Annotated in this window: 15 protein-coding genes and 1 pseudogene; 7 read left to right on the forward strand and 9 right to left on the reverse strand. The window is 69.2% G+C overall.

Annotated features, from left to right (window positions below; translation table 11 throughout):
- Window positions 1–316 precede the first annotated feature (316 nt).
- Together drmD and AC529_RS05265 are read left to right on the forward strand one after the other, a co-directional pair.
- Window positions 317–3,451, forward strand: a complete 3,135-nt coding sequence (gene drmD, locus AC529_RS05260) for a DISARM system SNF2-like helicase DrmD (RefSeq protein ID WP_068753985.1) — start codon at window positions 317–319, stop codon at window positions 3,449–3,451.
- On the forward strand, window positions 3,448–7,497 hold the full coding sequence (locus AC529_RS05265; protein ID WP_068753987.1) for an Eco57I restriction-modification methylase domain-containing protein: 4,050 nt from the start codon (window positions 3,448–3,450) through the stop codon (window positions 7,495–7,497). The genes drmD and AC529_RS05265 overlap by 4 nt, the downstream gene beginning before the upstream one ends.
- A gap of 595 nt (window positions 7,498–8,092) precedes the next feature.
- Here AC529_RS05265 and AC529_RS05270 read toward each other — a convergent pair.
- Entirely contained in the window at window positions 8,093–9,046 is a 954-nt protein-coding gene (locus AC529_RS05270; protein ID WP_198156294.1) for a DUF559 domain-containing protein, read from the reverse strand.
- A gap of 911 nt (window positions 9,047–9,957) precedes the next feature.
- On the reverse strand, window positions 9,958–10,773 hold the full coding sequence (locus tag AC529_RS05275) for a UTRA domain-containing protein (protein ID WP_068753991.1): 816 nt from the start codon (window positions 10,771–10,773) through the stop codon (window positions 9,958–9,960).
- Between the two features lie 293 nt (window positions 10,774–11,066).
- Here AC529_RS05275 and AC529_RS05280 point away from each other — a divergent pair, with 293 nt between their 5' ends.
- The 4 genes from AC529_RS05280 to AC529_RS05295 all read left to right on the forward strand — a co-directional run bounded on the left by AC529_RS05280 (window position 11,067) and on the right by AC529_RS05295 (window position 13,469).
- Complete coding sequence (locus tag AC529_RS05280; RefSeq protein ID WP_232306579.1) at window positions 11,067–11,477, forward strand: hypothetical protein; 411 nt, start codon at window positions 11,067–11,069, stop codon at window positions 11,475–11,477.
- Entirely contained in the window at window positions 11,477–11,731 is a 255-nt protein-coding gene (locus AC529_RS05285) for a hypothetical protein (protein WP_068753993.1), read from the forward strand. The genes AC529_RS05280 and AC529_RS05285 overlap by 1 nt, the downstream gene beginning before the upstream one ends.
- A complete protein-coding gene (locus AC529_RS05290) occupies window positions 11,728–12,168 on the forward strand; it encodes an ATP-binding protein (protein WP_068753995.1) in 441 nt (146 codons plus the stop codon). The genes AC529_RS05285 and AC529_RS05290 overlap by 4 nt, the downstream gene beginning before the upstream one ends.
- A gap of 497 nt (window positions 12,169–12,665) precedes the next feature.
- Window positions 12,666–13,469, forward strand: coding sequence for a hypothetical protein (locus AC529_RS05295; RefSeq protein ID WP_068753997.1), 804 nt, complete (start codon window positions 12,666–12,668; stop codon window positions 13,467–13,469).
- A gap of 62 nt (window positions 13,470–13,531) precedes the next feature.
- On the opposite strand, the gene AC529_RS19455 is transcribed toward AC529_RS05295, so the two are convergent.
- The 5 genes and pseudogenes from AC529_RS19455 to AC529_RS05315 all read right to left on the reverse strand — a co-directional run bounded on the left by AC529_RS19455 (window position 13,532) and on the right by AC529_RS05315 (window position 16,505).
- Complete coding sequence (locus AC529_RS19455) at window positions 13,532–13,933, reverse strand: tetratricopeptide repeat protein (RefSeq protein WP_083947936.1); 402 nt, start codon at window positions 13,931–13,933, stop codon at window positions 13,532–13,534.
- A gap of 88 nt (window positions 13,934–14,021) precedes the next feature.
- Window positions 14,022–14,675, reverse strand: a pseudogene (locus AC529_RS21300) (hypothetical protein); the annotation flags it as partial.
- Window positions 14,676–14,803: 128 nt separating this feature from the next.
- Window positions 14,804–15,667, reverse strand: a complete 864-nt coding sequence (locus AC529_RS05305) for an NB-ARC domain-containing protein (protein ID WP_068754001.1) — start codon at window positions 15,665–15,667, stop codon at window positions 14,804–14,806.
- 33 nt (window positions 15,668–15,700) lie between these two features.
- Window positions 15,701–16,273, reverse strand: a complete 573-nt coding sequence (locus tag AC529_RS05310) for a DUF6879 family protein (RefSeq protein ID WP_068754003.1) — start codon at window positions 16,271–16,273, stop codon at window positions 15,701–15,703.
- 16 nt (window positions 16,274–16,289) lie between these two features.
- A complete protein-coding gene (locus tag AC529_RS05315) occupies window positions 16,290–16,505 on the reverse strand; it encodes a hypothetical protein (RefSeq protein WP_068754005.1) in 216 nt (71 codons plus the stop codon).
- A 976-nt stretch (window positions 16,506–17,481) separates the two neighbouring features.
- Here AC529_RS05315 and AC529_RS05320 point away from each other — a divergent pair.
- Window positions 17,482–17,772 (forward strand): hypothetical protein, encoded by a 291-nt coding sequence (locus AC529_RS05320; protein ID WP_068754007.1) that lies wholly within the window; start codon window positions 17,482–17,484, stop codon window positions 17,770–17,772.
- A gap of 109 nt (window positions 17,773–17,881) precedes the next feature.
- On the opposite strand, the gene AC529_RS05325 is transcribed toward AC529_RS05320, so the two are convergent.
- Both AC529_RS05325 and AC529_RS05330 read right to left on the reverse strand, forming a co-directional pair.
- Complete coding sequence (locus AC529_RS05325) at window positions 17,882–18,190, reverse strand: transcriptional regulator (RefSeq protein ID WP_068754009.1); 309 nt, start codon at window positions 18,188–18,190, stop codon at window positions 17,882–17,884.
- Window positions 18,187–18,639, reverse strand: coding sequence for a hypothetical protein (locus AC529_RS05330; RefSeq protein ID WP_068754011.1), 453 nt, complete (start codon window positions 18,637–18,639; stop codon window positions 18,187–18,189). Before AC529_RS05330 ends, AC529_RS05325 begins: the two co-directional genes overlap by 4 nt.
- Window positions 18,640–18,779 lie beyond the last annotated feature (140 nt).

An 18,779-nucleotide genomic window follows, 5' to 3' on the forward strand; every position in this document is an offset into this window, starting at 1 on the left:
TGCTGTCAGAGGGGGAGAGGCGATCGGCGCCTGCTCCGCCCCGCCTGTTCACCCCGGGACCGCTTCTCACCGCGCGGCACTGTCCCCACTCTTCTCCTACCAGCCCTTCTGGGGACCTGCGTCCCGAATTGTGGTGATTTCCTGGTGATTCCCAGACACCGTCCCCGACGGTGTGCCACGATCCCTGTGGAGCCACCCACCAACTACAGTTGTGTGAACTGAGCTAACAAGATAATGTCCACTCTCGACAGATCACAACCCCGTCCGTAAGTTAGATCCGCGTCCGCGTCCACCCGTCCGACGACGAGGAACCCCGATGGCGAGCACAACCAAGGACACGCCCACCCCCAACGCCCTGGTGGCGGTCCGGGGGCAGAAGTGGGTGGTGAGCCAGGTCGAACCAGCCGGAGAGCAGGCCACCCTGGTGGCCTTGCAGAGCGTCGAGGACGGCCGCTTCGGCGAGACCCTGGAAGTGATCTGGGAGGTGGAGCCGGGCCGCCGGGTGCTGCCCGCCGGTTCGCTGCCCGAGGTCTCCGTCGCCGCGGGGTTCGACCCGCCGGACCAGCTCGCCGCATTCCTCGACGCGGTGCGCTGGTCGGCCGTCACCTCCGCCGACGTACGGCTGCTCCAGGCGCCGTTCCGCTCCGGAGTGACCGTCGAGGACTACCAGTTGGAGCCGGTGTCGCGCGCCGTGGCCGCACCCCGCGTGAACCTGCTGCTCGCCGACGACGTCGGCCTCGGCAAGACCATCGAGGCCGGCCTGGTCGCCCAGGAGCTGCTGCTGCGGCACCGCGCCAAACGCGTCATGATCGTCTGCCCGGCGGGCCTCACCGTGAAGTGGCGCGACGAGATGGCCGAGAAGTTCGGCCTGGACTTCACCATCGTGGACTCGGAGCGCTGCGCCAGGGTGCGCCGCGACTTCGGCAGCGCCGCCAACCCGTTCAACGTGTACCCGCTGACCATCGTCAGCCTGCCGTGGCTGCGCAGCGCGAAGGCGCAGCGGCTGCTCGACGAGGTGCTGCCCGCCGACGGCCCCGGCTACCCGCGCGCCTTCGACCTACTGATCCTGGACGAGGCGCACCATGTCGCTCCGGCCGCGCCCAAGCAGGTGTACGCGGTCGACTCGCAGCAGACCAAGCTGATCCGCCGACTCGCCCCTCACTTCACGCACCGCCTGTTCCTGTCGGCGACCCCGCACAACGGCTACCAGGCGTCGTTCACCGCGCTGCTGGAGATCCTCGACGACCAGCGGTTCGCCCGCGGCGTGGCCCCCGACCGGGCGGCGGTGCGCGAGACGGTGGTGCGCCGCCTCAAGACCGACATTGTGGACGCCGACGGCAACCCGCGTTTCCAACGCCGCGAGGCGAAGGCGCTCCCGGTGGTCTACCCGGACAGCGAACGCGAGATCCACGGCCTGCTCACCCGGTTCGCGGAGCTGCGCCGCGCCAAGATCGCGTCGCGTCGCGGCCGCAAGGCCACCGACCTGGTCACCCTGCTGCTGAAGAAGCGCCTGTTCTCCAGTCCGGCGGCGTTCGCGCACACCCTCTCCGTCTACCTGGACACGCTCAACCGCCGCTCCGGCGCGGCCCTGACCACGGTCGACGACGACGTGCCCGAGTGGCTGGAGGACTTCTTCGACGACACCGCCGCCTACGACGACGAGCAGTTGGCAGAGGCGGAGGACGACGCGCTGGACCGCACCCGCCCCATGCAGCCCGACGCCGACTCCGAGGAGACGGCCCTGCTGGAGCAGATGCTGGAGTGGGCCGTCAGCCACGAGGCCAACGCCGACGCCAAGGCCCGCGAACTGATCGGCTACCTGAAGTCGGTGTGCCGGCCCGACCAGCACTGGACCAACGAGCGGGTCGTGGTGTTCACCGAGTACCGCGACACCCTCGACTGGCTGGTGGACCTGCTCCGCCAGGAGGGCATGGGCGGCGACCGGGTGGCGGTGCTGCACGGCGGCATGAACGCCCACGAACGCGAACAGGTGCGGCTGGCCTTCCAGAAGCACCCGTCCGAGCACCCGGTGCGCATCCTGCTGGCCACTGACGCCGCCGGTGAGGGCATCGACCTGCAACGCCACTGCCACCGCCTGGTCAACTACGACATCCCGTTCAACCCGAACAAGCTGGAACAGCGCATCGGCCGCATCGACCGCTACGGCCAGTCCCAAACCCCCGAGGTGCGGCACTTCGTGGGATCGGGCTGGCAGGGCGCCGTCGACTCCTACGAGGCCGACCTGGAGTTCCTGTCCCGGGTCGCCACGAAGGTGGCGCGCATGGAGGAGGACCTGGGCCAGGTCAACGCGGTGCTGGCGGACGCGGTGCAGCGACGCATGCTCGGCCAGGCCACCGACGTCGACGTGGAGAACGCCGGGTCGCGCAAGGAGCGGCTGGCCTCCGACGCCAACGTCCGCGACCAGGTGCGCAGACTCCGCGAGAAGCTGGACGCCACCGTCAAGGAGCTGGGCCTGACCCCCGACCGGGTGAAGCGGGTCGTGGACACCGCGCTGGCCCTCGCCAACCAGCAGAGCCTCACCCCCCACGTCGACGAGCGGGAGCTCGCCGAGGGCCTGTTCGACGTGCCCACGCTCACCGACTCGTGGGCGCGCGCCGCCGAAGGGCTGACGGAGAAGCTGCCGTCGGGCGGCGAGCCCCGGCAGCTTCCGGTCACCTTCGACCCGGAGGTGGCGCGGGGCCGCGACGACGTGGTGCTCGCGCACCTCAACCATCCGCTGGTGGCGATGTCCACGCGGCTGCTGCGCGCCGCCGTGTCCAACGACCGGGTGGGGCTGCGCCGGGTGACGGCCGTGGTCAGCGACGATCCGGCCCTGGAGGACGTACTGGTCGGCGCCTACTCGCGGTTCGTGCTGGTGGGCGCCGACGGCATCCGACTGCACGAGGAGGTGCTGTACGCGGGCGGGTGGGCGCCCGAGCACGGCCGGTTCCGCCGCTTGGAGAACCTGGGCGTGCTCGGCGGCATCCTGGACCGCGCGCTCACCAGTGGCCGCCCCGCCTCGGACGTGGTGTGGCAGCGCGTCGCGCAGCGGTGGCCGCAGATCTCCGACGGCCTCATGTCGGCCGTCAAGTGGCGGAAGAAGACCCGTCAGGAGTCGCTGGGCCGCCAGTTGGAGCAGCGCGCCGCCGAGGAACGCGAGCGGATCACCTCCGTGTTCAAGCAGTTCTCCGCGACCCTGCGCGCCGCGCTCGCGGCGGACCCCGACGACGCCGAGGACGCCCTGTTCAGCCGAGTCGAGCTGGAGAAGTCGAAGGAGGAGTTGGAGCAGTACCGGCGCGACCGCCGCAACTGGCAGCGCCGCCTCGACGAGCTGGACGCCGAACGCGAACGCGAACTGGCGGCGATCGAGGCCCGCTACAGCCGCCAGGAGCCGCACCTGTTCCCCGTCGCCGTGGTGTTCGTCATTCCGTCCCGGGAGGCCGTCCGATGAGTCCCCGTCCTCGCCGTTCCCGCCCCGCCGCCCCCGACAGTGCGCAGCAGCACCGCGAGTGGCTGTCGCTGATCGAGGTGAGCGGCCCGTTCCTGTCGCTGCCGGTGCTCCGCGACACCTGGCCGAGCCTGGAGGCGCTGACCAAGGAGCAGGTCGCTGCACTGCGCCGGGCGCACACCGCCTGGCAGGCCGACACGGCCGCCGGACAGCGCCCCTGGGTGGACTTCGTGCTCGGCGAACTGCTCGACTGGCGGGAGGAGTACCGCACCGACGCCGAGGAGCTGGCGGGCCTCGCGATGGAGGTGCCCGAGCACGACACCACGGTCACCCCGTCGTTCGCCCTCGTGGAGCCGGGCGAGGACGTCAAGCCGGACACGGTGCGGCTGCTCGGCCTGGTGTGTCCGCCGAACGCCTCCCCCACGGCCCGCGTGAAGGGCGAGGCGTGGTCGGCGACCCCCGTGGACCGGCTCGCCCAGTTGTGCCGTCACCACGGCGTGGAACTGGGCCTGGCCACCGACGGCCGCTGGTGGGTGCTGGTGTGGGCGCCGCGCGGCGGCGTCACCACCACCGCCGTGTTCGACGCGGTCGCCTGGGCGGAGGCCGCCGAACGGATCGTGGTGCGCGCGTTCTTCTCGCTGCTGGGCCGCAGCCGCTTCTTCGCGGTGCCCGACGAGGAGACGCTCGTACCGCTGCTGCGCAAGAGCCTGGACTCTCAGGAGGAGATCACCGAGGCCCTCGGCGTGCAGGTCCGCCAGGCCGTGGAGCTGCTGGTCGCCGCGATCGGCCGCGCCGACACCTGGTCCCGGGAGCACGGCGAGCCCAGTCTGGCGCACGTGCCCGCGCACGAGGTGTACCGGGGCGCGGTGTCGGTGATGATGCGCGTGGTGTTCCTGCTGTTCGCGGAGGAGCGGAAGCTGCTGCCGTCCGACAACGAGCTGTACGCCAGGGCGTACTCGGCGGGCCGGCTCTGCGCCGAACTGGAGCAGCGCGCCCTGGAGGGCTCCGAGGAGGAACTGGAGAACACCTACACCGCCTGGCACCGGCTGCTCGCCCTGTTCAACGCGGTCTACCACGGCGTGGACCACCCGAGGCTGCGCATGACCGCGCACGACGGGTCGCTGTTCCACCCGGACCAGTTCGCGTGGCTGCCGCTGCACATCGACGACCGCACCGTGCTGCACATGCTGCGCGCCGTGCAGTACGTCGAGATCGGCTCGGGCCGGTCGAAGGAGCGGCGCAAGCTGTCGTTCCGCACCTTGGACGTCGAGCAGATCGGCTACGTGTACGAGGGCCTACTGTCCTTCGACGGCTTCCGCGCCGACGACGTGGTCGTGGGCCTGGTCGGCAAGGAGGGCCGCGAGGAGGAGGTGCGCCTCGCCGACCTGGAGGCGCTGGCGGCGCACCACTCCGACCTGAGCGGACTGGCGAAGGCCGTCTCGGACGCCTACAGGCAGTCCGGCATCGGTTCGGCGCGGGCCGTGGAGAAGCGGCTGGCCCCGCTGTCGGGCGCGGCGAGGGAGGAGGCCCGCAAGAAGCTGCTCGCGGTGACCCGCGGCGACTACCCGCTGGCGGAGCGGCTGCTGCCGTTCTTCGGGATTCTCCGCACCGACCTGCGCGGACTGCCGGTGGTGGTGCTGCCGGGCGAGCTGTACGTGACGGAGTCGCCGCTGCGCCGGAACACGGGCACGCACTACACGCCGCGCTTCCTCGCCGAACAGGTCGTCGAGGGCGCGCTGGAGCCCTTGGTGTACGAACCGGGGCCGTTGCAGACCGCCGACCGCGACGAGTGGAAGCTCAAGTCGAGCGCCGAGATCCTGGACCTGAAGGTCGCCGACATCGCGATGGGCTCGGCGGCGTTCCTCGTCGCCGCGGCCCGGTACCTGGGCGACCGCCTCATCGAGGCGTGGGTCGCCGAAGGCGACGAACGGGTCCGCGACTACACCCCCACCGGTGACGGGTTGGGGGCCGACGAGGACCCGGTCGTCATCGAGGCACGGCGGCAGATCATCGAGCACTGCCTGTACGGGGTGGACATCAACCCGATGGCCGTGGAGATGGCAAAGCTGTCGCTGTGGCTGGTGTCCATGGACCCGAAGCGGCCGTTCACGTTCCTGGACGACCGACTGGTGGCGGGGGACTCGCTGCTGGGGATCACGTCCCTGGAGCAGGTCGAGTACATGCACATGGACCCGAAAAGGGGTAAAGAGGTCCACGACCGACTCGATCCGCAACTCCTGGCGAACGTGCGCTCGGTGGTTTCAGGAATCGCCAAAGAGCGCCGAAGGATCACCGAGGTCGACGGCGGAACGATCGATGGCGTGCACCGCAAAAGCTCCATTCTCGCCGGAGTACGACTGGACACCGGATACGCCGAACTGTTCGCCGACCTGTGTGTGGGAGCAGCGCTGGCCCATGTCAAGCGCGGGGACACCGGCCTGAGAAACGGTTCTATCCTGGCCGCCGACTACGCTCGACGGATCGACACCGCCGAGGCCCAGGCCCGCGAACAGATCCGGGAATGGCTGGAGACAGACAGGCCGGAAGGGGCCTTCAAGCGGGAGCCGCTCCACTGGCCACTGGTGTTCCCGGAAGTGTTCGAAAAGGGCGGATTCGATGCGGTGATCGGGAATCCTCCGTTCTTGGGAGGACAGAAGCTCACCGGAGCCCTGGGAACCGCGTACCGCGAACACTTGGTGCACGGTATCGGCCACGGTGCTCGGGGAAGCGCCGACCTAGTCGCCTACTTCGCACTTCGGGCGCATGACGTCCTCAATAGCGGTGGTCAGACCGGACTGATCGCCACCAATACCTTGGCTCAAGGAGACACCCGGGAAGTCGGGTTGGACCAACTGGTCGCTAACAAGGTCACCATCCGGCAGGCAGTCAAGAGCAAACCTTGGCCTTCAAAGAGTGCAGCTCTGGAGTACTGCGCGGTATGGGGAAGCAGGGCCGAACTGTCGGACAAGGCCAAGAAGATTCTTGACGGAAGCGAGGTAGCGGGCATCACTCCTTCACTGGACCCTGCTTCCCGGGTGAGTGGAAATCCGGAGCGGCTTGCGAGCAACAGGGGGATTTCCTTCCAGGGGAGCAACATCCTCGGCACAGGCTTCACTATGCCCCCCGAAAAGGCACAAGAACTCATCGAGAAGGACCCACGCAACAAGGAAGTCCTCTTCCCCTACCTCAACGGGCAGGACCTGAACACGCGCCCGGACTACTCGGGGAGCCGTTGGGTCATCAACTTCCACGACTGGTCAGAGGAACGCGCGAAGGAGTACCCGGAGTGCTACGAGCAGGTCGTCAAGCTGGTTAAGCCAGATCGAGAGCAGAACAAACGCAAAGCTCGCCGGGATCGATGGTGGCAATATGCTGAGATAGCACCAAACCTTTATACGGCTATTTCTGACCTAGATCGCACCATCGCAATTACCCTCGTCAGTAAGACTGTAATGCCAATGATGGTGTCGACTGGCCAAGTTTTCTCGCATATGCTGGCAGTCTTTGCCACCGACGACACCGCCATTCTGGCCTTGCTCTCAAGCTCGCCGCACTACTGGTGGGCCAAGTCCCGTGGCTCTTCAATGAAGGCCGATCTCCGCTACACCCCCTCCGACGTCTTCGAAACTTTCCCTCTCCCTGAACTCACCGAGGAACTGCGCGAGCTCGGCTCCCGCCTGGACTCCTTCCGTCGGGACGTGATGCTCTCCCGTCAGTCCGGTCTCACCAAGACCTACAACCTGGTCTTCGACCCGGAGTGCTCCGACGACGACATCGAGGAGCTGCGCCGGATCCACAAAGCCATCGATGAGGCCACTGTCCGCGCCTACGGCTGGGAGGAGCGCATCGAGAAAGTCGGCAGCCTCGACCACGGGTTCCACAAGGTCGGCAGGAAGGAACTCCGCTACACCATCGGCCCGGCCGCCCAGCGCGAGATCCTGGACAGCCTGCTTGAGCTGAACCACGAGCGCTACGCCCAAGAGGTCGCCCAAGGCCTGCACGACAAGAAGAAGGGCACGCGCGCCACCCAGCAGAGCCTGCTTGACTGACGCCGCCCACCTGCCCCGGAATTAATTGGACTCCCGAGGCCCGGCAGCCAACAATCCCTCCCCCGCCCGAAGAGCGGCCAAGGCTGCCGGGCCTCCCGGCCGAAGACACCGGATGGTTCACCGCCTGTCCCGACTCCGGCCGCTCCGGGGCTGATGGGGACCTTGACACTTCCTGTCTGCTTCGGCCGCGAGGCGCGGCAGCCCTGAGGCCCGCTCCGGTCCCGGAGGGATGACCACCCACCCGCAACGCTCCACCCCCGAAGACCCGCCACCTAACAATCCCTCCCCCGCCCGAGGACCGGTCAAGGCTGCCGGGCCTCCCGGCTGAGGCAGACCAGCCACCCCACCGCCCGCCGCACCCTCGGTCGCCCCAGGGCTGATGAAGACTCCGACACTTCCTGTCTGCTTCGGCCGCGAGGCGCGGCAGCCCTGAGGCCCGCTCCGGTCCCGGAGGGATGACCACCCACCCGCAGCGCTTCACCCCCGAAGACCCGCCACCTAACAATCCCTCCCCCGCCCGAGGACCGGTCAAGGTTGCCGGGCCTCCCGGCCGAAGCAAACCGGCAAGTTCACCAGCAACCCCGACCGGTGTCGGTTATTCCTCTCGTAGTGGTCGTCCCAGTCCGATGGCCGTTGTCTGCTGTGTGTAGCGGAACTCCTCCCTGTTCCTGCGCTGGCACATGCAGATGTAGTTGATCCGTTTGCGGATGGTCGCCAGCGTTCCCGCCGGGGCAGACCAGCCGCGTTCGTGCAACTGGTGCAGTAGCCTCGCGAACAGCACGTCCGGCTGGTGCAGCACCGAACCGGAGCGCACCGCCAGCACCGTCCAGCCCTCACTCTCCAGCGCGCCGCGCCGCCGACGGTCGCGCAGCACATCGGAGAACCTCGTGTGGTGCTCCCGCCCGTCGTACTCGATCGCCAGGCGGTAGTCGGGATAGGCCAGATCCAACCGCACGATGCCGTGGCCGGAAACGTCCAGGCGGTACTGGCCGACCGGGCGGGGCAGGCCGGCGTCCAGGATCAGACAGCGCGTCCAGCTCTCCCCCGGGGATTCGGCCGCAGGATCGCACACCCGCAGCACCGAGCAGACGACGGCGTCTCCCCGCTGTCCGGCGAACTCCAGGCCGCGCCGCTGGAGCCGGTCAAGCTCCACCCCGGCCCGCAGGATCTGGTCGACTGCGGCCACGGCCTCCAGCCGGGGCAGGGACCGGGCGCAGTCCAGGGCCGTGCGTTCCAACGTGGTCACCCGAATGCCTGCGACGGTGCACACGTCGCCCTCGGGCAGCACGGCCTCGTGGATGTCGCATCCGGCCAGACCACGGGGGCGTACACCCGGCGCGACGACGACCTGCAACGGCCAGGCGGCTTCCGCCACTCCCGGGGGCAGCACGTCCAGACCGTGCAGGGCAGCGGCGGCCCGCCCCACCAGGACAGCGTCCCCGAGCGTGTCGCCCAGCAACGCCGCCCGCTCGGCGATGGTCCCGCCACGGGGATGGCGGCGTTGGACGAACCCGGCGGCGTGCACCGAATACGGAGGAAGACTGCTCATGCCCCCAGGGTCCGGCAGCGTCCCCGGCATCGAGCAAGACTCTTCCCCAGGCTGTGGACAGCTCTACGCCACACCGACAGTCCCCGTCTGCTTCGGCCGCGAGGCGCGGCAGCCTTGAGGTCCGCTCCGGTTCCTGGGGGACTGCCACCCACCCGCAACACTCCACTCCCGGCCAACCTGCGACCGTGTGACGGCGCTTCACTCCCGAAGACCTGTCACCCAACAACCCCTCCCTCACCCGAGCGGCGGACAAGGCTGCCGGGCCTCCCGGCCGAAGACACCGGATGGTTCACCGCCCACCCCACCCCGGCCGCTCCGGGGCTGATGGGGACCTCAACACTCCCTGTCTGCTTCGGCCGCGAGGCGCGGCAGCCTTGAGGTCCGCTCCGGTTCCTGGGGGATGGCCACCCTCCCGTAGCGCTTCACCCCCGGCCAGTCTGTGGCCGTGTGACGGCGCTTCACTCCCGAAGACCTGTCACCTGACAATCCCTCCCGTACCCGAGCGGCGGTCAAGGCTGCCGGGCCTCCCGGCTGAAACAAACCGGTTGATTCCCCGCCGACCGTGCCCCGGTCGGCTTGTGAGCGGGTGACGGCTGTGGGTGCCGGATTGTGGTCTCTGGTGCCCTCGGTTCCCGTGGCGCTCGATCGCACGACCCTGCCCGTCTGTGGCCCAGGACCCCAGCGCGATCGAGCACCACGGACTACAACCATGGTCACTGAACGGGGAGCAGCCAGCGGGTGTCTAATCCGGCCCAGACACCGACGGTCGTGGCGGATGAGGGCTTCGGGCTGAGATCATGGCCCACTCTCGTCACGACCATCGGCACCTGGGCAGGCGGTGTAGAGTCGGTTTGGGATATTCCGCCAGGAATGTGCGAAGGCCCCGGCGCTGCCGGGGCCTTCGTGCGTCCTCAGAACTGGTCGGAGCCCGCGACCTGGCCGATGGGGAAGGTGTGGCGAGAGGCGGCGCACACGGTCTCCAGTGCATGGATCGGCATGTCGTCGGTGGACACGCTGACCCGCAGAATCTGGACCACCCACTCGCCGGGTACTTCCAGCAGGTCGGCCTCGTACGGTGTCGGCGGTCGCGCGGTCAGCGTCTCCGTGGCGTGGGAGAACCGGTGTCCCAACTCCTCGATGGCGGCCTGGAGGGTCGGCAGCACGAACCCCTCCTCGGCAAGCCGGGTCCCCTCCGCGACGTCGGTGCGGAAGTAGCTGGTGGAGATGCGCACCGGAACTCCGTTGGCCCAGAACATCTTGCGGCGGGCGATGACATCCTCACCCGGTTCGGTCCGCAGTCCGGCGGCGACATGGTCACTGGCCGGTTCACGGCCGATGTAGAGCATCTTCCGTTCGGCGGTCAGCCCCTGCCGCTCGGCCTCGGTCAGGTACAGGCTCTTGGAGCCGCGCACACTCGGCGGTGTTGGCAGAGCACGCTCCACCAGAACGCGCGGCCGGGGCTCGGTCGGTCCGGGCGGCGCCTGGTGCGCCGGTCCCGCGCCCGCCTTCTTCATCTGCGACACGCGCCCCGGCGTCACGCCGAGATGCCGGGCGATGTCCTCCTGCCGCAGACCGCCGGACTCCTGAGCTTCGATGATCGCCTGGCGGCGGATTCGGGACAGTTCGACGGACTGCCCCTGAAGGGTGGTCATGGCGCTCGACGCGGCACGCGCCCGGTCGAGCGGGTCGGGTATGGCTGCGATGTCGTGCAGCGTCCTGGCATCCACGCTGTTAGTCCTCTGTAGCTAGTCCGCCCGAAAAAAGTTTAGCCCCCCTATTGCAGGGTCCGCGCAGTTGGGCTACCGTCACAGTACACACCGAAGTTTAGCCCCCATAAACGAGGGGTTCTCGGGAGCCTGTGGGGATGCGAGTGTGCGGCGGAGTTCGGGGGTCTCACACCGTCAGTCTGTCGCATACTTCCGAACTTCGGCGCTTCGGAGCCCACGGCCGCGAGCCGCATGGTTCCGCATTCCTGGTGGACGCGGTTTCCCAGCCGCACTGAACCGAAGGTCACCCAATGATGCGTGTTCTACTGTTGCTGCCCTTCTTACCAGCTATGCTCGCCGAGTTCGGCGTGCTCGCCGTCCGACGCCCGCCCCACCCGCCCCGACGTCGGTCGGTGGTGCACCGGCCGCGGCATGCCGCGCCGCCACGCCGCCAGGCCCGGGAAATCCCCCGTATCCCGGACTACGCGGCCTTCGCCGCGACCGCCGAGGCGCACTCGGCCCGCTGGGAGACCACCTACGAGTACAGCTCTTCCTCTCCCTATCGGGCGCGCAACCGGGTGACCGGGCACGTGGTGGCCGTCAGCGACCTCGACCTGCTCGACCACATCCTGGCCACCTACGAACCCCCGCACCCCGTGCGCGGCTACTACGGCCAGCAGACACGCGGCCGCATCCGCGCCTACCTGAACAGCGGGGGACTCTGATGGCCGACTACACCCTGAGCACCGACCAGATCGCCCTGCTCGCCGACGGCCGCGCCTACGTCGAAGACCACGAAACCGGCCTGGCTGTCGTGCTCGGCTCAGACCGGTTGATCCTGCCGATCCACAACGCGGCCACGACCGTCACCGCGCTGGCCAACCTCGACAGCCTGCTCGGCGCGGCCCTCTCAGCCGCCGCCCTGTACCGCCGCACCCGCCCCTGGAGTGGTCCGTCCTGTGGGGAGGAGTCCCGGTGACCGTGGCGTTCACGTCCTTTCCCGGCCTGCCCGCCAGCGTGGCCGCGGCCCGCCGGTTCGTGGCCGGTGCGATCCGGCTCTACCCGCAGAGCAGCGCCCCCGACGACGTGGTGGACCGGGCCGCGCTCCTCACCTCCGAACTGGCCACCAACGCGATCCGCCACACCCGCTCCGGCGACCCCGGCGAAACGTTCACCGTCCGGGTGAGCGTGGACTCCTCCGGTGCCTGGACCGAGGTCCGCACCCGCGCCCCGCGCCTGCGGCAGGCCCTCCCGCACGTGGCCGCCCCCGAGGACCCGTTCGCCGAACACGGCCGGGGCCTGTTCCTCGTCGACCAGTTGGCCACCAAGTGGGGCAGCCTCGCCCCCTGGCAGCACGGCGTCTACTTCCTCCTCACCTGGGACACCGGCCAACCCCCCGACCCTCTCACCGCCTGACCTGCGGGCCGGGGCCGCTCCTTCCCCGGCCCCGGCCCGCAGCCCACCCGCCGCCCGGCAACCCCTCCCGCACCCAAGGACCGGGCAGGGCTGCCGCGCCTCGCGGCTGAGGCAGACCGGAAGGGTTGAGATCCTCCACCAGCCCAAACCCCTCGGAAACCGGGCAGGCGGTGAAGTGGCTGGTTCGTTTCGGCCGGGAGGCCCGGCAGCCCTGACCGCCGCTCCGGTACCGGAGGGACTCCCACCCTCCCGCAACGCTTTGCCACCGGATACCCGCCACCCGACAACCCCTCCCACACCCGAGGAACAGGGCAAAGCTGCCGGGCCTCCCGGCCGAGGCAAGCGGACAGGATTCCCGGATAGCGCGACTGAATGGACAGCCCTCGAACACCCCGTCCCCGCCCCGGCAACCAGCCCTCTGCCCTCGCCCCCCATCCCGCGTCACACCCCCGTGGCAGGGTGGTCACCGTCGGCAACGGCCCACCCCCGGAGGACCCATGAACGCCTTCTCCTCGGATCCCCCCACCCCGCGACAGGTCGTGGCGGCGCTGCGCGCGGCGGCGGACGCCTCGGACGGCGGAATCGTCCTGCTGCCCGGGATCAGCGACAGCGCCATGGACGCCTGGGATGCCCCCGTCCCCGAGGACATCCGCGCCATCGCCCGCGAGACCGGCGGGTTCGCCCCCGTGAGAGGGGGGAGCCCCGACCTCTTCGAGGCGTTCGGCTTCGAAAACGAGTTCAACACCGAACCCGACCACCGCTGCGGCCCGCCCGGAACCTTCCGCGTCCTGCACACCAACGGCGTGGCCGAGGCCTACTACGTGGACGTCGACCCGGACACCGGCGAATGGCACGGCGTCTTCGCCTTCTGGGACAGCCTCAACGCCCGCTTCGAGGCGCCCAGTCTGGCGCACTGGCTGCTCGACCTGGCCGACGGCGTCCGCCGCGCCGCCGACGCGGTCCGCGCGGGCTGCTACGAGGACTTCGACGACGCGTTCTCAGAGTGGTTCTTCGGCCAGCCCGCCGACCCCGACGCCGAGGCCGTCCGCGGCTGGGCGGACCGGGAGGAGCTGCGCCTCCCCCGGGCGCCCGTCGTCGACGCGCCCACCGCCCGCGCCTCCGCCGACCCCGTCCTGGCCGAGGCCGCAGCCCAGCTCCCGGACTGCGCCTCGCTCGCCGACCTGCGCAAAGCCGTCGGCCGCACCTACGTCAGCACCCTCAAACTCCCCGGCATGGGCATCGACGCCGCGTTCCGCCGCTTCCACCGCGGCCGCATCCTCGCCGCCGTCCCCTGGGACTGACCCCCACCCCCGGGGAGACAGGCCCGGGGAAGCGCTCCTCCCCGGCAGGTCCACGGGGGCCGCTACTCACCGCCGACGTCCAAGCCCTTGATACGTTCTGCGAGGTCGGCGGCCTGCTCGCTGCCGATCTCGTCCAGCAGCGCCTTGGCGGCCTCCAGGTGCTCCCGGGCTTCCCCGGTCCGTCCCAGTGCCGCGCACGCCTCCCCCATGCCGATCAGCGCCCGCGACTCGTTGCGCTTGTTACCGAAAGAGCGGAAGGTGACCAGTGCCTCGCGGTACCGCTCCAGTGCCTCGGACCATCGGCCCAGTTCAGCCAGGGCTCGCCCCAGTACACAGCGCCCCCACGCGAGACTCCACCTGTCGTCGACGACCCCGAACAGCTCCAATGCCCGCTCGCAACTGCTGACGGCCTGCTGCGGTACCCCTCGTTCGCGCTGGCAGTCTGCCAACGTCAGCAGGGCCATGCCCGCGCCCCGCCCACTCCCGCCCGCGTTCGAAGACCGCCAGCGCCTGCTCCGCGACTCCGCTCGCCTGCTCGTACCGCCCCCGGTCGTGCAGCAGGACCGCGGTCTGACGCAGCGCGAACCCCTCCACCCACCGGTCCCCGCATCGGGAAGCGTCCTCGGCGGCGATCCGATAGCACTCGAACGCCTCGTCGGTACGTTTCAACAGCCAGTTGGCGTCTCCCAGCCCGAGCCGGTTGCAGGCCAGCCCGTGCTCGTCGCCGATCCGTTCAGCGGCCTCCACCCCCAACCGATTGAGGTCACGCCACTGCGACCAGTAGCCGCGCATCTCGAAGAACCCGTACATGACGGCGGGCAGCCGCCATGCAAGGTCGTCGGCGCCGTTCTCTCCCGCGACACGGACTGCGGCGACTAAGTTCTCCCGTTCCGTCTCGAACCAGTCCATCGCCTGGTCCACCCCCTCGAACTCCATGGGAACGACCGGCAGGTCGGCCTCGGGAAGAGGAACCCTGTGGAAGGCAGGCAGAACCACGTGGTGTCCGTTGTCGACACTGTGCAGGTACCAGAGCAGCACCCGGCGCAGCGCCTGTTCGCGTTCCTCGGGCGTCTCGTCCTCTTCGGCCCGCTCTGCCGCGTACAACCGCAACAGATCGTGCAGTCGGTAGCGGTCACGGCTGACCACGGTGACCAGGTGGACGCGGGCCAACCGCTCCAGCAGTCGTCGTGTCTTCGGCACGGTCATCCCCACGAGCACCGCGCAGGCGGGCACCCCCGCCTCCGCACCGGGATGCAGGCCCAACCGCCGGAACAGGCGGGCCGCCTCGGCGTCGAGTTCGTTGTAGGAGGCCGTGAAGACGGCCCGCACGTCGCTCAATTCGTCGTCCTCGGTCCGTAGAGCGTCCAGGCGTTCTCTCTCTCATCGTCCAGTTCGGCGACGAACTCAGCGAGCGGCACTCCCGGACTGGCGGTGACGCGTTCCGCGATGATCCGCAACGCCAACGGCAGGAACACGCAGTGTCGTACCAGACGCCGGGCCGCTTCGGGTTCCGCATCGACCCGTTCGGCACCTATAACCTGCCGGAGCAGTACCAGCGCCTCTTCCGGGGTGAGCGTGTCGAGCACCAGCCTGCGTGCTCCCTCCCGCGCGGTCAGCCCGGGAAGGCTGTTCCGGCTGGTCACGATCACCAGGCAGTGCGGCGAGGCGGGCAACAGGGGGCGGACCTGGTCGGCACTGGCCGCGTTGTCGATGAGTACCAGCATCCGCCTGCCGTCCAGCAGCGACCGGTACATGGCGGCGCGGCCGTCGAGGTCCGCCGGTATCCGGTCGGGGGCCACGTCCAGACAGCGCAGCAGAGTCTCCAGTGCCTGCGCCGCCTCAAGCCTGGGACCGGGACCGTACCCGCGTAGGTCGACGTACAGGTCGCCGTCACGGTACCGGGAGCGCTCCCGGCGCGCCCAGTACACGGCGAGCGCGGTTTTTCCCACTCCGGGAGCGCCGGCGATGGTGGACACGGTCACCGACCGGACCGGACTGTTCGGGTCGTCGGCCTCCCGGGCGAGCTCGTCCAACGCGGCGAGCTGGGCCTGGCGGTTGACGAAGCCGCGCATGGCAAGCGGCAGTTGGCGGGGCACGGGAAGGCCGGAGTGCCCGGGAACGCCGATGTGGACGTCACCGTGGACCACTCCGGCCTGGACGACGGCTTCAGCGTCGCCCCTCATCTCGTTGCTGGACATCAGCCTGTCCGGAGGGGGAGGACGGGGGTGGGGTCAGGAGTGGGCCACCGGTTTCATGAGGTCGTCGAACCCGGCGGCGTACTCGGCGAACGGCACGGACAGGTGGACGGCCTGGTCGCGCCAGAGGTTGGCCTGGACGACCTGTTCGGGGTCGTCGACGAGTTCGGCGGACACGAACGTCCCGTCGTCGGCGTAGTCCATGCGCACCAGAACCGAGGAGTCGAACAGCCAGTAGTCGAGCCTCGGCAGTCCGTCGGGCCACTGTCCCTCCGGTACGGCGGTGATCCGCACGTCCTCCCCCGCCGCAACGGTGTGTCGGTAGGCCCAGGCGCACTCGAAGCGCACGTAGTCGGAGAGCGGTTCGGTCACCACGTGGACCCGGTGAAACTGCTTGCCCGCCTTGACCCCGCGGGAGACCCGGTCGGCCCAGCGCGCGATTCCGGGGAATTCGCCTCTCGCCTCACCCGCCTGGAAGCGGGCAAACTCCTCCATTTCATACGGCACCCCGTACACCTGGAACGTTTCCAGCCGGTAGGCGGTGTAGCGGAAATCCTCGAACAGCCTTTGGAAGTCGGGGTCGCTCAGCGACGTGAAGATTGTGCCCACTGTGCCTTCCTGTCGATCACCGGTCGGCCTGGTAGCGCTGCAGCGCCCCGATCAGCACTTCGGGGCTGATCCGGACCGCGGTCTCCCCGGGCAGCGGGTTCTCCAGTTCGGCCAGTTCGTCGGGGGAGAGCTGCACCCCCTGGACGACGAACTCCCCGGTGTCGGCAAGGTAGACGCTGGGGCATCCCTCCGCTCCCGATTTTCCGTCCTTGTAGAGCATCGTCAGTTTCATCCGACTTCTCCTCTGTTAGGAAAGTGGTCGTTGCGAAGCCATTCCCTGAATTGACCTCGGACAATCTTCGGCCACGATTATGAAAAGAAAGAGCTATTATTCATGTTTCGCTCTTCCGTGACACCAAGATCATTGCGAGTTTCCACAGGGTGTGCATCGAGCCGCCCACTGGGACAGTGCATTCTCCAAGACACGGCATATTCCAGAGAAGAAGTCTCCCGGTCCTGCCCTCCGGGCCGTTCCGAAGCAGCAGGACACAGCCCGGACCGCTCACCCGTGATCAGCCGCGCAACCGGTGTCGACGGAAGCCTTCACCGACGTCTGCGTCTCCGCGAACCTGTCTGGCACCCTGGAGCCGCGGTTGCGGCGGTTCCACTGGCTGTCCCTCACAGTGCAGCGGTCAACGTCAACGGGCCCATCGGCCCGGCTCCTGCCCGACCGGTCCGCCGTGGTCCCCGAGGCCGCGGGCCCCGGGAGCGCGGGGCGGGCGTTCCCGCCGCTCCCGTCGGCGGGCGGGCCGACTGTAAGTTTTTGATCTCAGCTCTCACGGATGCACTTTTTTCGGTCCGGCACACGCTAGGGTTTGGGTAGGCCCGGTGAGCAACCGTCCGGCGTTCTTCCCGGTACCCCGGAGAGCGCTGCCGCCGTGTGCCGACTCGTCGCCTGAGCACCCCTGACTCCACCGCCGACCACTACTCCAGCGGATGATCGGGAACGTCCGTCCCGATCGTGTCCGGGGCACGCGTCCGCCCTCCGCCGCGTCCGCTCCGGCGACCCGGACAGACCTTCCGACCGACCGGAACCCCGGTCCGAAACCTGCCCTTCCATACGCGGAAGTCCGTCCTTTCCGTCCTCCGGACCGGCCGTGCGCCGATCCGGGCGGACAGCCGACGCCCCCGTCGGGGAGGGAACCCACGTCCACCGCCTCAACGCACGCCCGTTCCTACGGCGCCCCCACCGTCGAAGGCATACGACCGTGTACCACGTCATTCCCTCCGAACCGCTGCGCCTCGCCCGCGAGGAGTTCCCCCACTACGAGATCTGCGTCCTCCACGACGAGGCCGGCATCCCCGAGGTGACGGCCGTCCTCAAGCCCGCCTACCAGGACACCGGGATGGCGGTCCTGGTGTGCGCCTCCTCCGTGGCCGAGCTGGTCCGCCTGCTGCGCGCCGCGCCCAAGGCCCCGCTGCCGCGCCGCGACCCCGACCGCCGCTACTGGCCGCTGCCCCGCCAGCGCGACCGCCGCGACCGCGGCGGGCAGTGCTGAATCCCGGAGGCGGGACCGCCGGAGCGGCGGTGGTCCCCGCACACGTCGGCGGCCCGCAGGCTCTCGACCGGTGGTCAGGAGCCTGCGGGCCGCCGGGGTCCTGCGGGGCTCACGCCTTCCCCTCGACGATCGCGCGTAAAGCGGCGATGTGGGCCCGGTAGGCGGCGCGCCCCTCGTCGGTCAGCGACAGCCACACCCGCTGCCGGGTGTCGCGCACCGCGCGGTGCTGGCGGACGTACCCGGCGTTGACCAGGACGCTCACGTGCTTGCTGAGTACCGAGGCGCTGACGCCCAACTGCTTCTGGACAACGGCGAACTCGACCTCCTCACCCCTGTCCAGCAGCGCGCAGATCCGCAACCGGTTGGGCGCGTGGATCGTGTCGTTGAATCCCGAGGTGGTGAGGTCGGTGTCGCTCATGCCGCCTTACGCGCCTTCCTTCGCAGGATGAGGTCGATACCCAGGGCCACCGCCCCGTTGGTCACGATAACCGGAAGCCACACCCACGCGCCGTGGGTGGGGGCGAGGAAGTGTCCGCTCGCCATTCCGCCGATCACCACGAGCGTTCCTACCGCCAGGAGCGTGTACTGAAGCGCGCCGAAGCGCAGTTCGGTGTTGGGGCCGGTGCGGCGGGAGGCCCACAGCAGGGCGCCCAGGCCCAGGGGGCCGCCCAGGACGGCGATGGCCGTCCAGTTCACGTCGAAGAAGGCCGCCAGCGGCATGCCGCAGAGGAACGCGGCGAAGACCAGCGTGGTCCACCACGGGTTGAGCTCGGAGTAGTAGGAGGAGCGGGTCTGCTCGACGTCGCGCAGGGCGGCCTGCGCCTGCTCGGGGGTGAGCTGGGGGGAGGTGTTCTGCTCTCTTTCCATGACGGAAAGCCAACCAGTCACTTTCCATGTTGTCAACTCACAAGTTTCCACTACGGAAACCAATCCCGAGCCCTCGACCGGCAAGCCACTTCCATCAAAAACAACGAGGACAATGTGAACCCAGTTAACAATATGGTCTC

Source organism: Thermobifida cellulosilytica TB100, assembly GCF_001517975.1.
In the GTDB taxonomy this organism is placed as follows: domain Bacteria; phylum Actinomycetota; class Actinomycetes; order Streptosporangiales; family Streptosporangiaceae; genus Thermobifida; species Thermobifida cellulosilytica.